Origin of the sequence: Brucella sp. NBRC 113783 (assembly GCF_040372265.1) — a bacterium.
GTDB lineage: Bacteria > Pseudomonadota > Alphaproteobacteria > Rhizobiales > Rhizobiaceae > Brucella > Brucella teleogrylli.
In genome coordinates this window covers 87,088-107,146 of the sequence record NZ_BAABRX010000008.1, presented here as the reverse complement: position 1 = coordinate 107,146, position 20,059 = coordinate 87,088, and the positions used below count along the sequence as shown (strand labels likewise).

Here is a 20,059-nt window from a genome sequence, read left to right as displayed (position 1 = left end):
GCTTGAAAACCAATCACGGCAGGCCGGGGAAACCCGGCCTGTTTGTTTTTCATGCCTCTTTCCTATCGATCCATTTGACAGAACGGCTTTTGTCGCGGACAAGCAGGGCGGAATTTCAAAGCCCATCGCGCGAACCGCCCAGAAAGCCTCAGAAGAACCATGGCACCACCGCTCCTTCGTCTAGACCAGATCAAGCTCACCTTCGGCGGCACGCCGCTTCTGGAGGATGCGAGCCTTTCGGTGAGCGAGGGCGACCGCATCGCGCTGGTCGGGCGCAATGGTTCTGGCAAATCCACGTTGTTGAAGATCGCCGCAGGCATGGTCGAGCCGACCTCGGGCGAAGTGTTCAAGCATCCGGGCGCGACGATTCGCTATCTGCCGCAGGTGCCGGACATGGACGGTTTTGCCAGCGTGCGCGCCTATGTCGAAGCGGGACTCGGACCGACCGACGATCCGCATCGCGTGACCTATCTTCTGGAGCATCTGGGCCTGACCGGCGAAGAAAATCCGGATCATCTTTCAGGTGGCGAAGCGCGCCGCGCAGCGCTGGCGCGTGTGATCGCGCCGCAGCCTGATGTGCTTTTGCTGGACGAGCCGACCAACCATCTCGATCTGACGACGATCGAATGGCTGGAAGGCGAGTTGCGCCAGATCCGTTCGGCTATCGTGCTGATCTCGCATGACCGTCGCTTTCTGGAAAATGTCAGCCGCGCGACCGTCTGGCTTGACCGTGGTATCACACGCCGTCTGGAGCAGGGATTCGGTCATTTCGAGGAATGGCGCGACAAGGTTCTGGAAGAGGAAGAGCGCGATCATCACAAGCTTGGCCGCCAGATTGCCCGTGAAGAGCACTGGCTGCGCTATGGCGTGACGGCGCGCCGCAAGCGCAATATGCGCCGCCTTGGCGAACTGCATTCCATGCGCGCCGATTTCCGCAACCACCGCAAGGCGCAAGGCACGGCGGTTCTGACCGCCAGCGATTCCAAGGAATCCGGCAAGCTGGTGATCGAAGCCAAGGGGCTGAACAAGGCCTATGGCGACCGCGTGCTGGTCAAGGATTTCTCGACCCGCGTACAGCGCGGCGACCGGATCGGTCTGGTTGGACCGAATGGTGCCGGAAAAACCACGCTGCTTTCGCTTCTGACTGACAAACTTGCGCCGGATTCCGGTACGCTTCGGCTGGGCGTCAATCTGGAAATGGCCGAGCTTGACCAGAAGCGTGACAGTCTCAATCTGGATGAGACGCTGTCGCATTATCTGACCGATGGGCGTGGGGAGAACCTCGTCATCAATGGCGAGCAGCGCCATGTCGTTTCCTACATGAAGGATTTTCTGTTCCAGCCGGAACAGGCGCGCACGCCGATCCGCGAACTTTCCGGTGGCGAAAGAGCGCGTCTGATGCTGGCCCGTGTGCTGGCCCGTCCGGCCAATCTGCTGATCCTCGACGAACCGACCAACGATCTCGACATGGAAACACTGGATCTGTTGCAGGAACTGGTGGCGGGTTTTCCGGGCACGGTCATTCTGGTCAGCCATGATCGCGATTTCCTCGACCGCACCGTGACATCGGTGATTGCGCCGGAAGGCGATGGCCGTTGGCTGGAATATGCGGGCGGCTATGCCGACATGATGGCGCAGCGCAAGGAACAGGCGCTGGAGCGTCGCAACGTGAAGACAGCGACTGCCCGCGATAAGAGCGACGACAGCGGTGACGAGGCTTCGCAGCCGAAGCGTGAGGAAAAGCGCAAGCTTTCCTACAAGCAGAAATTCGCGCTGGAAACGCTGCCGGGCAAGATGGACGCCTTGGGCAAGGAAATCACCGTGCTCGAAGGCAAGCTTGCCGATCCGCAGCTTTACGCCAAGGACCCGACGCTTTTCGCCAAGACCGCCGATCTTTTGGAAAAGAAGCGCAGTGAGAACGCGGCCATGGAAGAAGAGTGGCTGGAACTCGAAATGCTGCGCGAGGAGATTGAAGGTTAATCGAACCTGCCGATATGTCGACGAGGATGGTCTGCAAATGGCAATTTGCGACGCTTCCGGTGCTCACGTACATTGAGTACGCTGCGCTCCGGGTCTCGGAAATCACCATTTTCGCCTCATCCTGGCCGACATATATGCCAACTGGATAGGACTTTTAAGCGCTTGCCTTGTTGAGCAGGGCCAGATCGTTTTTGCTGAGCTTCAGCTCGGCGGCGCTGATCAGTTCTCCTAATTGGGTCAGGCGCGTGGCGCTGGCAATCGGCGCAGTGATCGACGGGTGAGCAACCAGCCAGGCGATGGCCACCTGCGCCTGCGTGGCGTCGACACTGCGGGCCACCTGGTCCAGCGCGGCGATGATCCGCGATCCGCGATCCGTCAGATATTTCTCAACCGACTTGCCGCGAGCGCTCTGGCCAAGATCGTCGGCAGAGCGGTATTTGCCGGTCAGAAAACCGGCGGCCAGCGCGTAATAGGGAATGACGCCAATTTCATTGTCGCGGCAGATGGCTTCCAGCCCATCCTCGAACCCCGACCGGTCATAAAGATTATAGAGCGGCTGCAAGGTTTCGTAGCGCGGCAGGTTGTGCTGTTTTGCAACGTCCAGCGCTTCCGTTAGCCGCTCCGGCGTCAGGTTGGACGCGCCGATGGCGCGCACTTTGCCCGCATCGATCAGCTCTTTATAAGTTCCGAGCGTATCCTCGAACGGTGTTTCAGGATCGTCCCAATGGGACTGGTAAAGATCGATATAGTCGGTCTGCAGCCGTTTTAGGGAGGCGTCCACGGCTTTGCGAATATAAGCGGGTGAAAGCCCCTTTTCGTCCGGCCCCATTTCCGAGCCGACCTTGGTGGCGATGACGACCCTGTCGCGCAAGCCGCGGGATTTCAGCCAGTTGCCGATGATGGTTTCGGATTCGCCGCCGACATTGCCATTTGCCCAGGCGGAATAGACGTCCGCCGTATCGATGAAATTCAGTCCTGCATCGACAAAACGGTCGAGCAGCGAAAACGACGTCGCTTCATCGACCGTCCATCCAAAGACATTGCCGCCGAAACAGAGCGGCGAAACTTTCAGTTCGGTACGTCCGAGCTTCTTATATTCCATGGACCCAATCCCCTTCCTCTGAATGCGAATCAGGCGTGATCCGCCGGGTTCCGATTTCAGGAAGAAGGGGTAAAAGCTCCGGGTAGAGCTTTGGGTCAGCCCATGCCAAGCGCGTCCATATAGAGCTGGAGCATCGCTTCTTCTTCCTGACGTTCATGGTCTTCTTTTTTACGCAGACGAATAATGGTCCTCACGACCTTGCTGTCAAACCCCGAACCCTTCAATTCCGCGTAAACTTCCTTGATATCGTCGGCGATGGTCTTTTTTTCTTCCTCGAGGCGCTCAATGCGCTCGATGAAGGCACGCAATTGGCCGACGGCAATGGTTTGGGCTTCGCTGGTAATGTCGTCGCTCACGCGGCTTCTCCAATTCTTGTCTTGATGGGTGCGAACAGCGCGGAGGCACGATTTCGCATGTCTGAAATTCTGCACCGGTTTTCCCGCGAGTCGCGGGCAAAATTAAGAGCCTTTTCGATGCCCGGCACGATTTATGGGGCCAAACCTTGTGGAAGAGTGTGGAACACTGTGGAAAAGCGGTGGTTCACGCCACCGTGCCGGTGCGCGAGCCGAAATGCCGGACCTCGTGCATGCCGTCGAGCGTGTTGATCTGCCGCAGCATCGGAGCAAGCCGTTCCGCCCATTCCACCGCTCCGGCCTCGTCTGCGATCAGATCCTGCCGCACCTCGATCAGCACATGGGCAAAGCCCTTGGCCGTGGCGTGGCGATACATGGCGTCGTTGCGCAATGCGCCGTCATAGGGCTCGTTGTCGCCGACCACCAGACCGGGCTCGGCGCGCAACAGCGACAGAAGCGGCGCGACGGCGCGGTTGTCCTTGTCCCACAGTAGGCCGATCTGCCAGGGGCGGGCCCTGTCTTTCCAGCGCGGTGTGAATGAATGGATGGATACGATGAAGGGCGCATGTCCGCTTTCGCGTTCCACGCGGGCACTCATTTCCGTCACAGCCTCATGATAGGGACGGTAAAAACGGGTCAGCCGATCTTCCCGCTCACCCGCCGACATCGGATAATTGCCGGAAATAACCGCGCCATCCGATAGCTGCATGATGAGCGTCGGGTCATCCTCGCCGCGATTGGGATCGATCAGCAGACGGGAAAAGCCGCCAAGCACTGCGGGCGCCTGAAGGCGGCCAGCCAATGCCCGCGTCAGGGCTTCGACACCGATGTCATAAGAGATATGACGGTCGAATTCGCTTTCTTCCAGACCCAAACTACCGTATTCGGCAGGCACGTCGCGCCGTGCGTGGTCGGCGGTCAGAAGCAGGCCGAGGCGAAAATCGCCTTCAATCCTGTAAACGGGCGAGAACGAAGTGGCTGACGGTTTTGCGAACGACACGGATTGAATTCCCAGGAACAATTCGGGATTGATTTTCATCGGGCGCGGGAAGCTGTTTCAGGTCTGTCATGAGAAAGCCGGGATTGCAACGATCATTCTTTCGTCATGTGCTTTCTTCTCGGCGGGACTGCGTTGACATCACCGGCGAAACTGCCGAAAAGAGAGCGACCGAAATGGGATTTCCAGACGTGAAACAAAAGCGATTGCGGGCTGAAGGGGTTCGGCGGATGCGACTTCCACACTTCCTGGCTGTATTTTCCGCCGTGTTGCTTGGTGCGCTCGGCATGACCTCTGTGGAGGCGCGGGCCGATTTCCGCGTCTGTAATTCGACGCAGAATCTTGTCGGCGTCTCCATCGGTTACCGGGCCAAGACCGGCTGGGTAACGGAAGGCTGGTGGCATATCGAAGGCTCGACCTGCAAAACGCTGATCGAAGGCCCGCTGACGTCGCGCTATTATTATCTCTATGCCGAGGATGCCCAAGGCGACGGCCGCTGGCAGGGCAATGTGAATATGTGCGTCGCGGAAAAGGAATTCCGCATCTCGGGCGTGCAGGATTGCTACGCGCGCGGCTTCCAGCGCAACGGCTTCCAGGAATATGATACCGGGGAACAGTCGAGCTGGATGGTTCAGCTTGCAGACGAAACACCGCCGGAAACCCCCACTGTTACAGGAACGAATAGTCAATGAAGCGCAACCGCAAGGTCAAGATTCTCGCAACGCTGGGTCCGGCGTCTGGCGAGGAAGCCGTCATCCGCAAGCTCTTTGAAGCCGGTGCCGATGTTTTCCGCATCAATATGAGCCATGCCGACCATGACCTGATGCGCACCCTCGTGAAGCGCATCCGCAATGTGGAAAAGGCCATTGGCCGCCCGATCGGCATTCTCGCCGACCTTCAGGGGCCAAAGCTGCGCGTCGGCAAATTCAAGGACGGAAAGGTCGATCTCGTTCCCGGCCAGACCTTCACGCTCGACAATAACGAAGCGCCCGGCGACGAAACCCGCGTCTTTCTCCCGCATCCAGAAATTCTGGAAGCGGTCGAGTCGGGCCACCGCCTGCTCATCGATGACGGCAAGCTGCATCTCGTGGCTGAAGCCACCGACGGCAAGTCCATCCGCTGTAAGGTCGTTTCCGGCACCCGCATCTCCGACCGTAAGGGCGTCAGCCTGCCGGACACCACGCTCGGTGTCGGCGCACTGACTGAAAAGGACCGCAAGGACCTTGATGCCGTGTTGAAGGAAGAAATCGACTGGGTTGCGCTGTCCTTCATCCAGCGCCCGGAAGATCTGGCCGAAGTGCGCAAGGTTTCGCGCGGCAAGGTCGGCATCATGTCGAAGATCGAAAAGCCGCAGGCGGTAACACGCCTTGACGAGATCATCGAGCTTTCCGATGCCCTGATGGTCGCCCGTGGCGATCTCGGTGTGGAAATGCCGCTTGAAAGCGTTCCGGGCATTCAAAAGCAGATCACCCGCCGCGCGCGCCGCGCCGGCAAGCCGGTTGTGGTGGCCACGCAGATGCTCGAATCCATGATCACCGCGCCGGTGCCAACGCGCGCCGAAGTGTCGGACGTTGCAACGGCTGTGTTCGAAGGTGCGGACGCCATCATGCTTTCGGCTGAATCGGCATCGGGCCAATACCCGGTCGAAGCGGTCGCCACGATGAACCGCATTGCCGAACAGGTTGAGCAGGAACAGACCTATTCGACCATCATCGATGCGCAGCGCGCAGCACCTGAACCAACCGGTGCCGATGCGATTTCGCTTGCGGCCCGCCAGATTGCCGAAACGCTGAAGCTCTCGGCCATCGTGACCTACACGGCTTCCGGCACCACCGGCCTGCGTGCCGCCCGTGAGCGTCCGCGCACACCGATCATCGCGCTGTCGCCGGTCGTCGACACCGCCCGCAAGCTGTCGCTCGTCTGGGGCCTGCATTGCGTCGTAACCGCCGATGCCCACGATCTGGAAGATATGGTCGATCACGCTTGCCAGATCGTCTTCGAAGAAGACTTCGGTAAAGCCGGTTCGCGCATCATCATCACCGCCGGTGTGCCTTTCGGTACGCCGGGTGCGACCAACATGCTCCGCATCGCCTATATAGGCGCCGACGGAAAGTCCGGCGTCTAAACTGGCGATATTCGGGCTCTGGTGGCCTGCAAATGGCACGTCTTTGAGCTTCCGGTGCTCACGTACTTTATGTACGCTCCGCTCCGGGTCTCAAAGCCCCATCATTTTCGGCACACCATCATCCCGAATCTCATCCAGTTTCGGTGCTCTTGCGTATAAGAAAAAAACGCGCTCCTTCCGGGGCGCGTTTTGTTTTATGGGATAGGTCTGTTTGCAGACCGGCATCACAAAGAATGCAACTGTAGTGTTAGGTGCGCGTGTCGGCCAGCTCATCGGCTAGATCGCTGAAATTTTTCTGGGCGTCCCGCATCATCGGATAAACAATCAGCGCCTGCTCATAAGCCTTCATGGCCTGCTCCTTGAGGCCACGGACGCGCAGAATGGCCGCCATGCCCGTCAGGGCGCCGTAATGGCGCGGCTCCAGCTCCAACGTACGATTGATGTCATACATGGCGTGAGCATAATCTTTTTGCAGGAAATAAACCGTCGCGCGGCGGTTCCATGCTTCCGCATAATCCGGATTGAGAGCGATGGCTTCGTTCAGGAAATCGAGCGCTGACGTATAGCGATGTTCCAGCATGGCGGCGTTCGCCCATTGGACCAGAAGGTCGATGGTGGCGCTGCCGGATTGCGACCAGAGCGTATTGATCTGTGATGCGATGCGTCGTGCCTTGGCTTCGTCCGTTGTTTTGCGAAGCTCGGCAAACAGCTTGTCGAGACGCTCTTCCGGCGTCTGGGGCGCTGCCGCTTTGGCGGGGGCTGTTTGCGAGGAGGAGGGCTTCTGCTCGCTGTCTGCGCCGATCTGTACAGGCGTGAGCGGAGCAGTCAGCTGGGCGTTCAACGGCGCCTTATCGGGTGCCATCTCGGCGCGTGCGCCGTGAATGGTCAAAGTCGCCGCGCTGAATGCGGCAACCGTCGCAAAAATCTTCAGACATGCAAAAACGTTCCGCATATGCATAGATTTCCCTATGCACGGCGGAACGTCAAATGCAAAATCAAAAATAAGATTAGCCCTGACGAGCCTTGTAGCGCGGAGCAGTCTTATTGATGATGTAAACGCGGCCCTTGCGGCGGACCAGCTGGCAGTCGCGATGACGGCCCTTAAGCGCTTTAAGCGAGTTCTTGATCTTCATGTCAATCACCGGTCTGGTTGGCCCATCGACATGAACACGCCGCCGGGCTTCATAAAAACAGCGCCCAAGGCGCCAATTGATTACAGACACGGTATATGTGCCTGAAGGGTTGGCCGAAATACACAAGGTTTCGGGTAAATGTCAACTCCTGCGCGGCAGATTCACGGGCGGGAGCCTGAAAATCTTGTCGCAGCGGGCGGAGTCATCGGGAATCGTCCAGATTCCCGACAAAGCCTAGCGCGCGCGGGGCTTGATATGGGTCACATGGCCCATTTTCCGGCCTTCGCGAGCTTCCTTTTTGCCATAGAGATGCAGCACGGCATTGGGTTCCGATAGAATCGCTGGCACGCGATCAATATCGTTGCCGATCAGGTTTTCCATCAGGCAATCGGAATGCCGGTCCGTATTGCCAAGCGACAGCCCGGCAACGGCGCGGATATGCTGTTCAAACTGCGAGATCGCGCAGGCGGCTTCCGTCCAGTGGCCGGAATTGTGCACACGTGGCGCAAATTCATTGGCGAGCAGCGAACCGTCCTTGAGGACGAAGAATTCGAGCCCCAGAACACCGACATAATCCAGCGCATGCAAAAGCTTCTCTGCCGCCTGCCGCGCAGCATCCGCCGTCTGTGCGGAAATGCGGGCAGGAACGGTCGATGTCGAGAGAATGCCGTCCTTATGGACGTTTTCGGCGATGTCGAAAATGGCAACATTGCCGCTGCGGTCGCGCGCGGCGATGACCGAGACTTCACGATCGAAATCGACAAACCCTTCGAGGATCGCCGGGGCCTTGTTGATGGCGGTCAGCGCGTCATGGGCAGCTGTTTCGTCCAGCGAAGTCAGGCGCACCTGTCCCTTGCCGTCATAGCCGAGGCGGCGGGTTTTCAGGATACCGCGTTCGCCAAGCGCACCAAGTGCTGCGATCAACGTTTCTTCGTCATCGACCAGACGCCAGGGGGCGGTTTCGATGCCGCTTTCATTGAGGAACTGCTTTTCGTTGAAGCGATCCTGCGAAATTTCCAGCGCCGCTGGCGGCGGCAGGACGATTGCGGTCTCGGCAAGCTTGTCTGCGGCGCTGACCGGCACGTTTTCGAATTCATAGGTAATGACGTCGGACGCTGCGGCCAGTTCGGCCAGCGCTTTCGGATCGTCATAGGCGGCGACGATCTGGCGGTTGGCAACCTGCGCCGCCGGGCAATCTGCCTGTGGCTCCAGAATGACCGTCTGGAAGCCGAGCCGCGCTGCGGCCATGGCCAGCATGCGGCCCAATTGTCCGCCGCCGATGATGCCGATCGTTGCGCCGGATGTGAGTGCGGATTTTTCCATATCAGACCTCATTGGTAGGACGTTCAGCCACGCTCTCGGTCTGGGCGCTCCGCCACTCATCGAGACGGGCAGCAAGAGCATCGTCGTGCAGCGCCAGAACGGCGGCAGCGAGCAGGGCGGCGTTGACAGCGCCGGCGCGTCCAATGGCCAGCGTGCCGACGGGAATGCCAGCCGGCATCTGCACGATGGACAGGAGCGAATCCTGGCCGGAAAGAGCTTTTGACTGAACCGGCACACCAAACACCGGCAGTGGGGTCATGGCGGCGGCCATGCCGGGAAGATGTGCGGCACCGCCTGCGCCAGCGATCACAACCTTGAAGCCGTCGGCCTTCGCACCCTTGGCAAAGGCGACCAGCCGGTCGGGCGTGCGGTGCGCGGAAACGATACGGGCGTCAAAGCCGATACCGAGCGCCTCCAGCGTATCTGCGGCATGGCGCATGGTTTCCCAATCAGACTGGCTGCCCATGATAATGGCGACGTCGGCGGTAACGCTCATTGGTCTTTCCTGCTCCGTTTCATGCTTTCGCGGATGAGATATTGTGTGGGTAAAAATGATAAAGCCGGGCGGACCCCGGCTTTGCTTTCGATATGAGGCGCGATCAGGCGATGATGTCAGGAATGACCTGATCTTCCATTTCCTGAAGCTTGTCCTTGATCGCGAGTTTTTTCTTCTTCATGCGCTGGACGCGCAACTGGTCGCAGCCGACGGCAATCATCGCATTAATTGCCGCATCGAAATCCGCGTGCTCCTGTTTCAGACGTGCGACGGCCAACCTGATCTCGGCCTGTTCCTGATCGGACATGCGAACCCCATTCTGTTGAATAGTTTTACGGGCTGCGCCGAACCTCGTTCAAGGCGCTGCGCAAGCCCGTTTCGGGCGAAGCCCTTATCACATTTTTCGCGATTGGAAAATGCTACCACGACAAATTCGACTTTGCACCAAACTCATGCCAAACTGTCATGGTTCTGTCATGGATGGCGGCTGTCGAAGGCGACAAATCAAAACCGCATGCATGGCAGCCGGGACTGCGTGTTGGCCCGGATAAACAGGAGGTGTGCCGGGCGTTCATGCAGTTAAGCAGATGGAACAACAGCACCTGCCGCAATGGTTGATCTGGGGTCGGTCTGGCTGTTCCGTTATCGTGTGGAAATCAACCAAAGGAGAACTGATGATGGCTATCGAGTCCCATCTTGCCACGCTTGAAAAGAAGCACGGCGCTCTGGAGCAGGAAATTTCCGATGCTTTGGCGTCACCGGCAATGGATGATCTTCACGTTGCGTCTCTCAAGCGCAAGAAGCTTATGCTGAAGGACCAGATAGAGAAGCTTAGATCTCAGGTAACGCGTCACTGACGCAAACCCAAGGGGCATGGACAGGGAAGCCGCAAAGGCGCTTCAAGCCATTTCATATCGGACGTGGAACAGACCGGCTTAAGCCGGGTGTTGCTGCAGCCTGATATAGCGATAAGCATCTCGGCCAGAACGGTCGATGGCGGCAGCGCCTTTGAGAGCGCATCTTGAAAACCGAAAAACGGTTTTCAGAAAAGATGTGCGTTGAAATAGACAGTTAGAGCGCCGATGTGATGAATCAGATCGAACCTCGCTCTCACGGCTGCACCTTGCCCGACCTGAGTTTAATATTGGCGGCTGTGCCACAGCCGCCGAACATTTTGATTCATGTTTTTTCTATCGGCGCGGTTTCAGCGCTATCCCGCTTCTTTCAATAGACGATCAGATCAGCTTTCCGTTTCGGCTCTCGGATCGAGGTTCATCGCTTCCGGTGTCGCACCACGTTCAGATGGCATGCTCTTGAACTGATCCTTCTCTTCCTTGGGCACAGCGGCGCGTTGGCGCGAGCGGAACAGCGCGTAGCCGGTAATCGAAATATGCGCCAGCATGGTTATGGCAAAGAGCCCGGACGGCCAGAATATATCCATGGCCGCAGCGGCCAGAAGCGGGCCGAGCATGGTGCCGAAACCGTAGAGCAACAGCAGGCCGCTGGAGACTTTCACAAAGCTTTCCGCCGTTGCATGGTCGTTGGCGTGCGCCACGGCGACCGGATAAAGCGCATACGCAAGTGCGCCGTAACAGCCTGTCATAACGATGATGACCGAGCCGTTCGACGGCCCGATGATGAATGCGACGAGGCCGACAAGCGCGGCCAGTGCGGCAACGCCCGCAAGTACAAAACGGCGATCCACCAGATCGGAAATGCGCCCGATAGGGATCTGCATCAATGCGCCTGCCGCAATGGTCACGCTGACCATGAGGGCGATTTCTGTGGTCGATATGCCGGATTTTGCGCCGAAGACAGCGCCAAGCGTGCCCCATGCGCCATTGGCGATGCCGATCAATATGCAGCCGACGAAGGCAGCGGGCGAGTTGCGGTAGAGCGCCTTTAGGTCGAGTTGCACTTCGGTCAGCGGTCTTGGGCTGACGGCTGTTGAAATGGCGGTCGGAATGAGCGCCAGACAGAAGAGAATGCCGCAAATCATGAACAGATGATCGGAGCGCACGTCGCCGCCCGCGACCAGCATCTGGCCGGTCATGGTCGCCCCGTAATTGACCATCATATAGAGGCCGAAAATCTTGCCGCGCGATTCGTTGGTGGCGCGCTCATTCAGCCAGCTTTCAATGACCATGAAGGCGCCGGCCATCGAAAAGCCGGTAAATGCGCGCAGGATCACCCATATGGTCGCATCGACGAATATGCCGGAGAGAAGTGCGATGACCGCCGCCGATGCGGCAAAGCAGCCGAAGGCGCGCACATGCCCGACACGGCGCACAAGGCGCGGAGCGAAAAGACAGCCCGCCACGAAACCGCCTGCCCAGGTGGTGCCCAGCATACCGAGCGAGGTGACCGAGAAACCTTCGGCACCGCCGCGCAGGGGCAAAAGCAACCCATGCAGACCCGATGCCATCAGGAGAAAGGCTGTTCCACAGAGAAGGGACAGGACCTGAATGTAAACGCGCACAACGACATTCCTATGTGATTGCCCCGCATTGATGCCGGGGATTTATGGAAGCCGCTGGCGTGGCTTCCACTGGCATTTTTAGCGAAACAAAGCTTCTGCCGCGGCGCGACTGTCGCCTTTCTTCAGTCTCTGGGTTTTCAGACGCTCGATTTCCGATTGCAACAAGACAATGCGCTGATCGATCTCCGCGACTGAAAGCAGCGACAATTCATCTTCGCTGAGCACAGCGCTGTCGCGTGGTTTTATCGCATCTTCTTCGAAACCGCTCATGGCCTTCCTCCGTGGTCAATGATGCCATAGTTACCGAGAAAAGATTTAACACCTTGAATCTTCGCATATACATTTGGGAAAATCGATTACGATTTCTCTAACGGAATTGCGTGTGGCCAGGATCGAACCCAGATCAGACCTTTTGTGAGGTATTTCTGCGACGGTGCGAAACTGTGTATGACGCATGCGCTTCCGGCTGCGTTGGAACAGGAGTTTTGATGATGATGGCCGATTTACCTTCACGGATGACTGCAATCGAGATTTCCGAACCGGGTGGCGCGCATATGCTGCGCCCCGTGCAGCGGTCCATGCCGGAGCCGGGGGAGGGACAGGTGCTGGTGCGTGTGCGGGCTGCGGGCGTCAATCGGCCCGACGTGCTGCAAAGGCAGGGAAATTATGCGCCGCCGACGGGTGCATCCGATATTCCGGGTTTGGAAATCGCAGGCGATATCGTGGCGGTTGGTGCGGGCGTGCAGCGCTTCAAGAAGGGCGATCAGGTCGTGGCGCTGCTGCCCGGCGGCGGCTATGCCGAATATGCTGTGGTGCATGAAACCAATGCGCTGCCGCTGCCCTCGGGCTATGGCTATATCGAGGCTGCGGCCATCCCTGAGACTTTTTTCACCGTCTGGCACAATGTTTTTCAACGTGGGGGCCTGAAGGAAGGCGAGACCCTGCTGATCCATGGCGGTTCGTCGGGCATCGGCACGACTGCTATCCAATTGGGCAAGGCGTTCGGAGCGACGGTGATCGTGACCGCCGGGTCCAAGGGTAAATGCGATGCCTGCGTGAAGCTCGGCGCCGATCACGCGATCAATTATCGTGACGAAGATTTCGTTACTGCCGTGAAGGAGCTGACTGGCGGGAAGGGTGCCGATGTCATTCTCGACATGGTGGGTGGCGATTATGTCGACCGCAATTATAAGGTTGCCGCCGAAGATGGCCGCATTGTGCAGATCGCGTTTTTGAACGGCGCCAAGGCGACCGCCAATTTCGCGCTGCTGATGACCAAGCGTCTGACCCATACCGGATCGACCCTGCGCGCCCGCCCGGTTGAATTCAAGGCAGAACTCGCACGCGAGCTGGAAGCAAAAGTCTGGCCGCTTCTGGCGGAGCGTCGTGTCGCGCCGGTCATGGATATGATCTTTTCCCTGAAGGATGCCTGGCGTGCCCATGAGCGCATGGAAGAGGGGCGGCATATCGGCAAGATCGTGCTCGATATCGCCTGAGAGTTTCGGCTCGTCATAGCCGCAATCGAGAAATCACGCACAGATTGTTGTGCGGGCTTCAGCGCATTCTTGCCCTGCTGCCAAAAAACCTATATATAGGCCGTGATTTCCCGGAAATTGTGGTTTTTTCCACGTCCCGCGCCACCGGAGCGGACGAACAGAAGGATTATATCTAATGGCCACTCAGCTTCTTATGCCGAAGGCAACGGCCGTCTGGCTTGTCGATAATACGGCTCTGTCGTTTGACCAGATTGCAGCTTTCTGCAAGCTGCATCCGCTGGAAGTGAAGGCGATTGCCGATGGCGAAGCCTCTCAGGGTATCAAGGGTCTCGATCCGGTCATTACAGGACAGCTTTCGCGCGAGGAAATCGCGAAGGGCGAAAAAGACCAGTATTACCGTCTGAAGCTTGCTGACCCGAAGGTTCGCGTTCCTGAAGCCAAGCGCAAGGGCCCGCGCTATACGCCGCTGTCAAAGCGTCAGGACCGTCCGAACGCGATTCTCTGGCTGGTGCGCAATCATCCCGAGCTGAAGGATGCGCAGATTTCGCGCCTGATCGGCACGACCAAGTCGACCATCGAACAGATTCGCAATCGTTCGCATTGGAACTCGGCCAATCTGACGGCGATGGACCCGGTCACGCTCGGCCTCTGCTCGCAGATCGATCTCGACATCGAAGTCGAACGCGCAGCCCGCAACCGTCCGGCTGCACCGGAATCCGACAGCACGCTGCTGCCGGCTTCGGCAACGGAAAACTTCGATTATCGCGACGAACCAGCTGCGGAAGAAGAACTCGACGCGGACAAGGTTTTCGCGAAGCTTTCGTCCCTCAAGGGCACGAACACCGACGAAGACGAAGAATAATCGTCAGGCATCCGCCTCTCGATATCTGTCAGTTGGCGCCCGGCTTTATGCCGGGCGTTTTCGTTCAGGCCGCCTTGTGTTCGGTTTTGTCCACGGGTGTTGCGTCTATCCAGCGCTCCAGAACCTGAACGTAGCGGCTTGCCGCGCTTTCGAGCGCATCCGGTGCCAGTTTGTCTGCTACATAGACGAAGAACGGCTCTGCCCATTCCAGCCCGCACCGATTGGCTGTGGCACGCAACGGAGCCATAAGATCATTCATTGGAAACAGGTTGCGTCCGCCGGGCGTATAGGCCTCGGGCACGTTGCCAGCGGTCGCGGCGATCATGATGGGCGTTCCTTCCAGTGCCCGGCCTTCCTGTTCATAAGTCACGTAAAACATGCGGGTCAGCACGGCATCCTGCCAGGCTTTTAAAAGCGGCGGCGTTGAATACCACTGGAGCGGAAATTGCAGCACGATGCGATCCGCCGCGAGAAGGCGTTGCGCTTCACGCTCGCCATCTTTGTAAAAGTCGATCCCGGTGGGATAGGCAGTCTGCATATCGACAATGTCCACTTCCGGCAGTTGGGCGGCTGCACCTGCCAGCGTGGCATTGGCTTTTGATTGCGACAAATCGGGATGAAAAAGCAAAATCAAAGTTCTGGACATCATCTGTTCCTTTCAACGGCTCCTTATGTTGGAAGGATGATGAAATCGATGCGGTAATTATTCCAATCTATTATTTATATATGTTATTATTGATTTTATGAATTTAAGGGCGCTCGATCTCAATCTTCTGGTCATTCTGGATGCACTTCTCGACGAGGCGCATGTCAGTCGCGCGGCGGATCGTCTGCATCTGACACAGCCAGCTGTGTCCAACGCCTTGCAACGCTGTCGAGCCGTCTTCGCCGATGAGTTGCTCGAACGCGGGCGCGGTTCGATGCGGCGCACGGCGCGCGCCGAAGCCTTGCGCGCGCCGTTGAAGACCTTGCTTTCCGATGTCATGGCGCTGGTCGACCCGCCGCATGTGCCATTGGCTTCGATCCGACAGACAATCAAAATCTGCATGGCCGATTATCCGGCCATCTTTGTGATCAAGCCGTTGTTGCAGGTCCTTGCTGCGGATGCGCCGGGCATCGATATCGTGGTGCAGCCGTGGCATGGCGCGGCGGCCGCAAAAGAAGCGCTGGTGAGCGGCGCAAGTGACCTTGCACTATCGGTGTTTCCAGATGCGGACGACGATCTTCAGCGCAAGCATCTGCTGGACGAGACGTACCGTGTCGTCATGCGCCGTGATCATCCAGCGGCCAGAGGGTTTACGCTCGATCACTGGCTGGCTTATCCGCACATACTGGTGTCGGGACGCGGCGACACCAACAGCCCGGCAGACAAGATTCTCGCTGAAAAGGGTTTGAAGCGGCGCATCGGTCTCGTGGTGCCCAATTTTGGCATGGTGCCGGATCTGCTGAAAAGCACGGATATGATCGCCATGCTGCCTTCGCATTGCGTTCTGGATGCGGATAGCGACCTTGTTGCCTTCCCGCCGCCTATCACAGTCAGCGGCTTTCCGTTGCATATTGCCTGGCACAAGCGCCGACAGGAGGATCAGGCGCTTCGATATATCGTGGCACAACTCAGTGCGATTCTGACGGAGCAATGAAGAAAAAACTCCGTCGAATGCAGAACATTCGACGGAGCAGAGGCTGCAGTCTTCTTGGGTGATTTCAATCCTTGAATGCGTTGTACTCGCTCATTTCCATCAGGCGGTAGAAATCGGCCAGCGTTTTGCCGCGCTCGGCGCGAAACCGGCGGCCCGCTTCGCTTGCTTCGACAATACGGTCGGTGCGGAAGGTGCGGAACGCATTGCGCAACTCGCACCAGCCGATGACGGTCCACACCTTGCCCCAGAACCACAGGCCGAGCGGGCGAATGTCGCGTTCGCTCTCGCGCGCTTCGAGGTCGCGGTAGCGGATATTGAGCACACTGCTTTCATCCACGGCGCGCTCGACAGCATCGATGATGCGGCGCTCGTCAATGCTGATTCTGGCAGTAGGGGCGTGGATCTGCGTGCCGGTGATCCGCGCACGTTCTTCCTTGGGCAGAACGGCTTCGATCTTGACCAGCGCTTCCTCGGCGCCGCGCGCCATGGATACGCCACCCCAGGCGCGGATGAGGCGCGCTCCTGCCACCAGCGCGACGATTTCATCCCGCGTGAACATCAGGGGCGGCAGCTCGAAACCCTGCCGCAATATATAGCCGACACCGGCCTCGCCATCGATCGGAACGCCGGTTGATTGCAGGTCGGATATGTCGCGATAGATCGTTCGTTCGGAGACTTCCAGCCGTTCGGCAAGCTGGCGCGCGGTGACAAGCCTGCCACCGCGCAGGTGCTGAACGATCTGGAAAAGACGGTCTGCTCTGCGCATTCCGGTTCACTCTCCGTTGCAATATTTTGTCTTGCGCTGTTCCAGATAGCGATCCGGCCAGCCCAAATCCTTGCGCAGATCTTTCGGTAAACCGTCCAGTGCCCGCTGGGTGCGGACAAAACGGCGGCGCTCATCATGCTTGCGCCGGTATTCCTTCAAGATTGCGATCAGCGGTGCGATTGCGAGTGCCATAGTTCATCTCCCTCATCCTTAGGGAAACACTATCGCACACCCCTCCTGACAGCTTTCTGTCAGGAGCAAAGCGATATTATTATGTCGCTAATATATGCCCACTGCAACAAGGGCGCGGGGTCTGCTTATGGTTTGAAGGGCGGTTCAGCCAGATAGCTGAGCGGCAGGCGACCGCCATCGGCATAGATCGTCTGGCCGGTGATGTAGCTTGCGTCCCGCGATGCGAGGAAGGAAGCGATGGATGCGATTTCCGCCGGATCGCCAATGCGGCCAAGTGGCGTTCGCGACAGGATCGTCTTTCGCGCCTCGGCGTCCGCATTCACTGCTGACAGCATATCGGTCTGGATCGAGCCGGGGCCGATGGCGTTGACGCGAATGCCCCATTTCGCCAGCGCCACGGCCATGGTGCGTGTCAGCTGACTGAGCCCGCCCTTGGAGACGGAATAGGCAAGCTGGTCCGGCAGTCCGAAAATCGCGTTGATCGATGACATATTGATAATCGTGCCCGCTTCGCCGCCAGCTTCCACACGCGCGACCATGCGTTTGGCGACGGCTTGCCCGCACAGAAATGCGCCCTTCAGATTGACGCGCATGACGCGGTCGAAATCCTCTTCCTTGAGGTCAAGAAAATCCGTCTTGTGAACGATACCGGCATTGTTGACGAGAATATCGATCTCGCCAAGATTGGTGACGGTATAGGTCATCAGATTATGGATATCGAGCTTGTCGCCGACATCCGCCGCCATGGCGCGCGCATCGCCGAATTGTTCGAGGTCTTTGACCGCCTGCAAGGTGGCCGTGTTGTCGATATCCGACAGAACGACGCTGGCGCCGTCCATGAGGAAGCGTTTTGCGATGGCATAGCCAATACCGCGGGCAGCGCCGGTGACGATGGCTACCTTGCCTTCAAGCTGCATGGTCTGTTCTCCGTTTCGCGCGGAGAGTGGACCGGCGAAAACCGCCGGTCAATAGTTTGGCTGATGCCGCTATAAAGCTCAGGCGAAGGCCATTCCGATATGGCGCTCCCGCAAAAGAGTGCTGATTTCATCGAGAACCGCCGGGTCTTCGATGGTGGCGGGCATTTTCCATGTCTCGCCATCGGCGATCTTCTGGATGGTTGAGCGCAGGATTTTGCCCGAGCGGGTCTTGGGCAGGCGCTTCACGGTCAGGGCCAGCCGGAAGGCGGCGACCGGGCCGATGGCGTCGCGAACCATGGCCACGCATTCCTTTTCGACTTCGTGCGGATCGCGGTCGATATTAGATTTCAGCACCAGAAAACCGCAAGGCGCTTGCCCCTTTACGGGATCGGAAATGCCCAGCACCGCGCATTCCGCCACATCGGGATGACCGGAAAGGACCTCTTCCATCGCGCCGGTGGACAGGCGATGGCCCGCGACATTGATGATGTCGTCGGTCCGGCTCATGATATAGAGATAGCCGTCGCTATCCATATATCCGGCATCGGCGGTTTTATAATAGCCGGGGAACTCCGCGAGATAGGCTTTCCTGAAGCGTTCATCGGCATTCCACAGCGTCGGCAGGCAGCCGGGCGGCAGTGGCAGCTTGATCAGGATATTGCCGAGCTGGCCGCGTTCCACCTCATGGCCTTCATCATCCAGCACGCGGATATCGTAGCCCGGAAGGCAGACCGCAGGCGATCCGTATTTCGTTTCCAGAAGGCCGAGACCAAGCGGATTGGCTACCATCGGCCAGCCGCTTTCGGTCTGCCACCAATGGTCAAGCACCGGGCGTCCGATCAGGTTCTCCGCCCAGTGGATTGTGTCCGGATCGGCGCGTTCGCCTGCCAGAAACAGCGCACGGAATTTCGACAGGTCATAGTTGCGGACGAAATTCCCGTCGGCATCTTCCTTCTTGATGGCGCGCAGCGCCGTCGGCGCGGTGAACATCACCTCCACGCCATGTTCGGCGATGATGCGCCAATAGGTGCCCGCATCCGGCGTGCCAATGGGCTTGCCTTCGAACAGGATCGTCGTGGCGCCTGCGAGCAGCGGCGCATAGACGATATAGGAGTGGCCAACCACCCAACCAACATCCGAAGCGGCCCAGAAGACCTGCCCCGGCTCCACGCCGAAGACGTGTTTGAGCGACCAGGCCAGCGCCACCATGTGCCCGCCATTGTCGCGCACCACGCCCTTTGGCTCGCCGGTGGTGCCGGATGTATAGAGCACATAAAGCGGATCGGTCGCGGCGACTGGCGTGCAGGGCACGTGTCGGCCCCGCGCGGCGTCCACAGCAGCCGTGTAATCGATGTCGCGCCCTTCAACCGGGGTATGGGCATGCTGCTCGCGCTGCAGAATGATGCAATGGCCGACCTTGTGGTGGGCGGATGCAATGGCTTTGTCGAGCATGTCCTGATAAGGCACCACGCGCGTCGGCTCGATGCCGCAGGAACCGGCAATGATCATCACCGGCTTGGCATCGTCGATGCGCGTTGCAAGTTCATTGGCGGCGAAACCGCCGAAAACGACGGAATGCACAGCGCCTATGCGCGCCGATGCAAGCATGGCAACTGCCGCTTCCGGCACCATCGGCATATAGATCAGAACGCGGTCGCCCTTCTTCACGCCATTGTCCAGCATGACGGCGGAGAGCGCCTCCACTTCCTCCAGCAATTCGCTATAGGTGAACTTGCGCACCTTGCCGGTGACGGGGCTTTCATAGATCAGCGCCAGTTGATTGCCGCGCCCATTGGCGACATGGCGGTCGAGCGCATTGTAACAGGTGTTGCATTCCGCACCGGTGAACCAGCGGCCATAGACGCCTTCGTCGCCTGCAAAAACCTGATCCCAGGGCTTGAACCAGTCGATCGCCTCTGCGGCTTCCGCCCAGAACCGTTCAGGATCGGCCTGCCATGCGGCATAGGTCTCGGCATATTTCGAAGTCATGCTGTTCCTCCCAGAAACACGCACCGCGCACCGCCCGCATGACGGACGTTCCAAGGTGCGATTTTTCATCCGATGTCAGCGCGAGCGCGGCCTCCTCAGACCGGCATCCTCCCGGATTTCTCCGTGCGCTTTCATCTCCTCCATCCTTAATTTACGCCGAGCCGTGAAGCTTCGTCCATGGGACTTAAGATGAAGATTGGAATAGAACA

The 20,059-nt window shown here is 58.5% G+C and carries 22 protein-coding genes; 7 read left to right on the top strand and 15 right to left on the bottom strand.

Features of this window, described 5'->3' with window-relative positions; translation table 11 throughout:
• Positions 1-159 precede the first annotated feature (159 nt).
• Positions 160-1,980 (top strand): ABC-F family ATP-binding cassette domain-containing protein, encoded by a 1,821-nt coding sequence (locus tag ABWW11_RS20470; protein WP_109369782.1) that lies wholly within the window; start codon positions 160-162, stop codon positions 1,978-1,980.
• Positions 1,981-2,134: 154 nt separating this feature from the next.
• Here the strand turns inward: ABWW11_RS20470 and ABWW11_RS20465 are convergent, their stop codons facing one another.
• From ABWW11_RS20465 to ABWW11_RS20455, 3 genes are all read right to left on the bottom strand, one after another.
• Positions 2,135-3,082, bottom strand: coding sequence for an aldo/keto reductase (locus ABWW11_RS20465; RefSeq protein WP_109369781.1), 948 nt, complete (start codon positions 3,080-3,082; stop codon positions 2,135-2,137).
• A 95-nt stretch (positions 3,083-3,177) separates the two neighbouring features.
• Positions 3,178-3,438 (bottom strand): DUF2312 domain-containing protein, encoded by a 261-nt coding sequence (locus tag ABWW11_RS20460; protein ID WP_061348000.1) that lies wholly within the window; start codon positions 3,436-3,438, stop codon positions 3,178-3,180.
• 184 nt (positions 3,439-3,622) lie between these two features.
• Complete coding sequence (locus tag ABWW11_RS20455) at positions 3,623-4,474, bottom strand: N-formylglutamate amidohydrolase (RefSeq protein WP_109369780.1); 852 nt, start codon at positions 4,472-4,474, stop codon at positions 3,623-3,625.
• A 188-nt stretch (positions 4,475-4,662) separates the two neighbouring features.
• Between ABWW11_RS20455 and ABWW11_RS20450 the strand changes: the two genes are divergently transcribed.
• Positions 4,663-5,124, top strand: coding sequence for a DUF1036 domain-containing protein (locus ABWW11_RS20450; RefSeq protein WP_109369779.1), 462 nt, complete (start codon positions 4,663-4,665; stop codon positions 5,122-5,124).
• Positions 5,121-6,557, top strand: a complete 1,437-nt coding sequence (gene pyk, locus ABWW11_RS20445) for a pyruvate kinase (RefSeq protein ID WP_319080533.1) — start codon at positions 5,121-5,123, stop codon at positions 6,555-6,557. Before ABWW11_RS20450 ends, pyk begins: the two co-directional genes overlap by 4 nt.
• Before the next feature lie 247 nt (positions 6,558-6,804).
• On the opposite strand, the gene ABWW11_RS20440 is transcribed toward pyk, so the two are convergent.
• From ABWW11_RS20440 to ABWW11_RS20420, 5 genes are all read right to left on the bottom strand, one after another.
• Complete coding sequence (locus ABWW11_RS20440) at positions 6,805-7,527, bottom strand: tetratricopeptide repeat protein (RefSeq protein WP_109369777.1); 723 nt, start codon at positions 7,525-7,527, stop codon at positions 6,805-6,807.
• Between the two features lie 37 nt (positions 7,528-7,564).
• On the bottom strand, positions 7,565-7,690 hold the full coding sequence (gene ykgO / locus ABWW11_RS20435; RefSeq protein WP_010661422.1) for a type B 50S ribosomal protein L36: 126 nt from the start codon (positions 7,688-7,690) through the stop codon (positions 7,565-7,567).
• Positions 7,691-7,924: 234 nt separating this feature from the next.
• Positions 7,925-9,013, bottom strand: a complete 1,089-nt coding sequence (locus ABWW11_RS20430; protein WP_109369776.1) for a 5-(carboxyamino)imidazole ribonucleotide synthase — start codon at positions 9,011-9,013, stop codon at positions 7,925-7,927.
• Between the two features lies 1 nt (position 9,014).
• Entirely contained in the window at positions 9,015-9,509 is a 495-nt protein-coding gene (gene purE, locus ABWW11_RS20425) for a 5-(carboxyamino)imidazole ribonucleotide mutase (protein ID WP_109369775.1), read from the bottom strand.
• 103 nt (positions 9,510-9,612) lie between these two features.
• Positions 9,613-9,816, bottom strand: a complete 204-nt coding sequence (locus ABWW11_RS20420) for a YdcH family protein (RefSeq protein WP_078339590.1) — start codon at positions 9,814-9,816, stop codon at positions 9,613-9,615.
• A 367-nt stretch (positions 9,817-10,183) separates the two neighbouring features.
• Here ABWW11_RS20420 and ABWW11_RS20415 point away from each other — a divergent pair, with 367 nt between their 5' ends.
• Entirely contained in the window at positions 10,184-10,366 is a 183-nt protein-coding gene (locus ABWW11_RS20415; RefSeq protein WP_171058804.1) for a YdcH family protein, read from the top strand.
• 383 nt (positions 10,367-10,749) lie between these two features.
• On the opposite strand, the gene ABWW11_RS20410 is transcribed toward ABWW11_RS20415, so the two are convergent.
• On the bottom strand, positions 10,750-11,988 hold the full coding sequence (locus tag ABWW11_RS20410) for an MFS transporter (RefSeq protein WP_109369774.1): 1,239 nt from the start codon (positions 11,986-11,988) through the stop codon (positions 10,750-10,752).
• 78 nt (positions 11,989-12,066) lie between these two features.
• Entirely contained in the window at positions 12,067-12,258 is a 192-nt protein-coding gene (locus tag ABWW11_RS20405) for a DUF1192 domain-containing protein (RefSeq protein WP_078339509.1), read from the bottom strand.
• A 221-nt stretch (positions 12,259-12,479) separates the two neighbouring features.
• On the opposite strand from ABWW11_RS20405, the gene ABWW11_RS20400 reads away from it, so the two are divergent.
• Together ABWW11_RS20400 and ABWW11_RS20395 are read left to right on the top strand one after the other, a co-directional pair.
• Positions 12,480-13,484, top strand: coding sequence for an NAD(P)H-quinone oxidoreductase (locus tag ABWW11_RS20400; RefSeq protein WP_109370314.1), 1,005 nt, complete (start codon positions 12,480-12,482; stop codon positions 13,482-13,484).
• A gap of 175 nt (positions 13,485-13,659) precedes the next feature.
• On the top strand, positions 13,660-14,346 hold the full coding sequence (locus ABWW11_RS20395; RefSeq protein ID WP_078339508.1) for a DUF1013 domain-containing protein: 687 nt from the start codon (positions 13,660-13,662) through the stop codon (positions 14,344-14,346).
• Positions 14,347-14,410: 64 nt separating this feature from the next.
• On the opposite strand, the gene ABWW11_RS20390 is transcribed toward ABWW11_RS20395, so the two are convergent.
• Positions 14,411-14,992 carry an NAD(P)H-dependent oxidoreductase gene (locus ABWW11_RS20390; RefSeq protein WP_109370313.1) on the bottom strand — a complete coding sequence of 194 codons (582 nt, stop codon included), beginning with the start codon at positions 14,990-14,992 and terminating at the stop codon, positions 14,411-14,413.
• 97 nt (positions 14,993-15,089) lie between these two features.
• Between ABWW11_RS20390 and ABWW11_RS20385 the strand changes: the two genes are divergently transcribed.
• A complete protein-coding gene (locus ABWW11_RS20385) occupies positions 15,090-15,986 on the top strand; it encodes a LysR family transcriptional regulator (protein ID WP_109369773.1) in 897 nt (298 codons plus the stop codon).
• Between the two features lie 64 nt (positions 15,987-16,050).
• On the opposite strand, the gene ABWW11_RS20380 is transcribed toward ABWW11_RS20385, so the two are convergent.
• The 4 genes from ABWW11_RS20380 to ABWW11_RS20365 form a co-directional block, all read right to left on the bottom strand.
• Positions 16,051-16,752: a helix-turn-helix transcriptional regulator gene (locus ABWW11_RS20380; protein ID WP_078339507.1), complete on the bottom strand. Its 702-nt coding sequence runs from the start codon at positions 16,750-16,752 to the stop codon at positions 16,051-16,053.
• A gap of 6 nt (positions 16,753-16,758) precedes the next feature.
• Positions 16,759-16,944 carry a hypothetical protein gene (locus ABWW11_RS20375; RefSeq protein WP_109369772.1) on the bottom strand — a complete coding sequence of 62 codons (186 nt, stop codon included), beginning with the start codon at positions 16,942-16,944 and terminating at the stop codon, positions 16,759-16,761.
• A gap of 125 nt (positions 16,945-17,069) precedes the next feature.
• Positions 17,070-17,861 carry an SDR family NAD(P)-dependent oxidoreductase gene (locus tag ABWW11_RS20370; protein ID WP_109369771.1) on the bottom strand — a complete coding sequence of 264 codons (792 nt, stop codon included), beginning with the start codon at positions 17,859-17,861 and terminating at the stop codon, positions 17,070-17,072.
• A 78-nt stretch (positions 17,862-17,939) separates the two neighbouring features.
• Positions 17,940-19,850, bottom strand: coding sequence for a propionyl-CoA synthetase (locus tag ABWW11_RS20365; protein ID WP_124915887.1), 1,911 nt, complete (start codon positions 19,848-19,850; stop codon positions 17,940-17,942).
• Between the last annotated feature and the right edge of the window lie 209 nt (positions 19,851-20,059).